The sequence below is a fragment of the Allobosea sp. genome (genome assembly GCF_030694325.1).
GTDB lineage: Bacteria > Pseudomonadota > Alphaproteobacteria > Rhizobiales > Beijerinckiaceae > Allobosea.
This window is the reverse complement of record NZ_JAUXYO010000018.1, coordinates 1-2457: the sequence shown is the minus strand read 5'-3', so window position 1 is coordinate 2457 and position 2457 is coordinate 1. Positions and strand designations below refer to the sequence as shown.

The 2457-nt window shown below is 70.7% G+C and carries 3 protein-coding genes; all 3 read right to left on the bottom strand.

Going from position 1 to position 2457, the window contains the following annotated elements; all coding sequences use genetic code 11:
- Positions 1 to 116 precede the first annotated feature (116 nt).
- Entirely contained in the window at positions 117 to 821 is a 705-nt protein-coding gene (gene flgH / locus Q8M82_RS00735) for a flagellar basal body L-ring protein FlgH (protein WP_305689477.1), read from the bottom strand.
- The gene (locus Q8M82_RS00730; RefSeq protein ID WP_305689476.1) at positions 818 to 1351 is read right to left on the bottom strand and encodes a MotE family protein; all 534 of its coding nucleotides are present in this window, start codon (positions 1349 to 1351) and stop codon (positions 818 to 820) included. Before Q8M82_RS00730 ends, flgH begins: the two co-directional genes overlap by 4 nt.
- A 93-nt stretch (positions 1352 to 1444) precedes the next feature.
- Positions 1445 to 2457, bottom strand: a 1013-nt coding sequence (gene flgI, locus Q8M82_RS00725) for a flagellar basal body P-ring protein FlgI (protein ID WP_305689475.1), incomplete at its 5' end; no start/stop codon positions are given.

Sequence of the window (2457 nt, the reverse complement as noted above, 5' to 3'; positions counted from 1 at the left end):
GGCTCCGGCCGCCAGCGCGGTCAGGATCAGCACCGGCGCGGCGGCGAGCAGCGCCCCGGGCGCGACCCGCCGGCCGCCCTTGCGCGGACCGGGCAGCCTGGGCAGGGAGCGCGCCATCAGAACGGGGTGACCTTGTCGACGAGCTGCTGGGCCCAGGCCGGCTGCTGCACCTCCATGCCGCGGCCGCGCCCACCATAAGAGATCCGCGCCTCGGCGATCTTCTCGTAGGAGACGACGTTGTTGCCGGTGATGTCGCGCGGACGCACGATGCCGGTGACGTTGAGCACGCGCATGTCGTAGTTCACGCGCACCTCCTGCGAGCCGTTGATGACGAGGTTGCCGTTGGGCAGGATTTCGGTGACCACGGCGGCGACCGACATCTCGACCTCTTCCGAACGGTCGGTCAGGCCGCGGCCGCGCGAGGAGGTGTCGGAGCTGGCGTTCGCGCTCGCCGAGGCGTCGCCGGAAGCGCCGTTGAAATTCGCGAGGAAGCCGAGGCCGTATTTCGCCGCCGAATTGCGCGAGCGGTCCGACTTGTTGTCGAGCTTGGCCTTGTCGTTGATCGAGATCTTCACCGTGACGACGTCGCCCGTCTTCATGGCACGGGTGTCGCGGAAGAGGTCCTCGCTCTGGCGGGTGTAGATCGAGTTGAAGGCGACATCGACGCCCCGTCCGGGCGGCGTGCCGAGCGGGATCGCGTCGCGCTGGACGACGAGGCCGCTGCCGACACGCGACATCGCGGGCTCGCGGTTGAGCTCGGCCATGTCGGTGCCACAGCCGGCGAGTGTCACCGCGCAGGCGGCGAGAATGAGGGCCTTCATCGGGTCTGAACTCCGGTTGAGGACGATGTCGGGAGCGAGCGCCGGCCGCCCATCACCTCGGCGAGCTGGGCGGCGCGCGAGGCCTCCATCTCGTTGAGGACGGCGCTGGCGGCCCGGGGCGGAAGCTTGCTGAGCACGGCCACGGCCACGCTCTGGTCCATCGCCGAGAGCTGGAGCGCGGCGGCATCCGGGCGCATCCGGGCGAAGATGTCGGTCATGCGGGCCTCAGCCTGCTTCACCTCGGCGGCGCGCTGGTCGGTGAGCATCTGCAGCTCGGCCTTGCGCTCCTCCAGCCTCTTCAGGGTCTCGGTGAGCTTCGCCTCGAGCCCCTTGAGCTGGTTCGCCTGCCAGGCGAAGCGGGCCTCGGCCGCGGGATCGCGGATCGCGGCGCAATAGCTTGCCGCGTCCGAGGTCAGGGCGGCCGGCGCGGCCGTAGCCGGCGTCTGGGTCGGCGCCGCGCCGGCCCCGGAAGCGGGGGCCAGCAGCAGGGCCGGCAGCAGGAACAGGGTGGGAAAAGGCTGCGACGGCATGGCGCCCCTCGGCTCGATGGTCGACGACTGGGTTCTAGCGGACGTCGCTTTCGCGGGGCTGGCGCGGCGGCAAGCCCGCGCCGGCCCGGCGTGCTACTGCACGACGAGGTCGGCCTGGAGCGCACCCGCGGTCTTGATCGCCTGCAGGATGGCGATGATCCCGGCGGGTTTGAGCCCGATCTGGTTGAGGCCGCGCACCAGCGTGTGCAGATTGGCGCCGTTGATGATGGCGAGCCGGCCATTGCCCTGCTGCGCCTCGATCTGCGTGCGCGGCACCACCACGGTCTGGCCGTTGCTCAGCGGTTCCGGCTGCGAGACCATCGGCGTCTCGGTGACGCGCACCGTCAGGTTGCCATGGGTGACGGCGACCGTGGAGATCTTGACGTCGCGGCCGATCACCACCGTACCGGTGCGCTCGTCGACGACGACGCGGGCGGGTGAATCGGGCTCCAGCGTCAAGCGCTCGATCTCGGCGATGAACCGGGCGGTCGACATGTTCGGCGGCCGCGTCAGGCTGATCGTGCGATGGTCGAGCGCGAAGGCGACGGTCGACTTGTAGCGCTCGCGGGTGAAGGCGTTGATCGCGCCGGCGACGCGCTCGGCCGTGACGAAATCGGGATTGCGCAGCTCGAGCGAGAGCACATGCAGCGTCGCGAGCTGGTCGGGGATCTGGCGCTCGACGAGGGCGCCGCCCGGGATGCGCGCGGCCGTGGTCACCCCTTGAGTCAGCCGCTCGGCCTCGCCCTGGGCGGAGAAGCCCGACACGTTGAGGCGTCCCTGCGCCAGCGCATAAGTCTGTCCGTCGGCCGCCAGCAGCGAGGTGACGACGAGCGTGCCGCCGAGCAGCGAGGTTGCGTCCCCCATCGAGGCGACGGAGACGTCGATGCGGCTGCCGCGCCCGGCGAAGGCCGGCAGATCCGCCGTCACGATCACCGCCGCGACATTGCGCGTGCGCAGCGCCGAATTGCGGACATTGACGCCGAGCCGGTCGAGCATGGATTGCAGCGCCTGGCCGGTGAAGGGCGAGTTGCGCACGCTGTCGCCCGTGCCCTGCAGCCCGATGACGAGCCCGTAGCCGACGAGCTGGTTGTCGCGCACGCCCTGCA

Bases quoted from the DNA above. Each gene is read 5' to 3' on its own strand.
- flgH (WP_305689477.1), bottom strand. From the start codon at position 821: ATGAAGGCCCTCATTCTCGCCGCCTGCGCGGTGACACTCGCCGGCTGT.
- Q8M82_RS00730 (WP_305689476.1), bottom strand. From the start codon at position 1,351: ATGCCGTCGCAGCCTTTTCCCACCCTGTTCCTGCTGCCGGCCCTGCTG.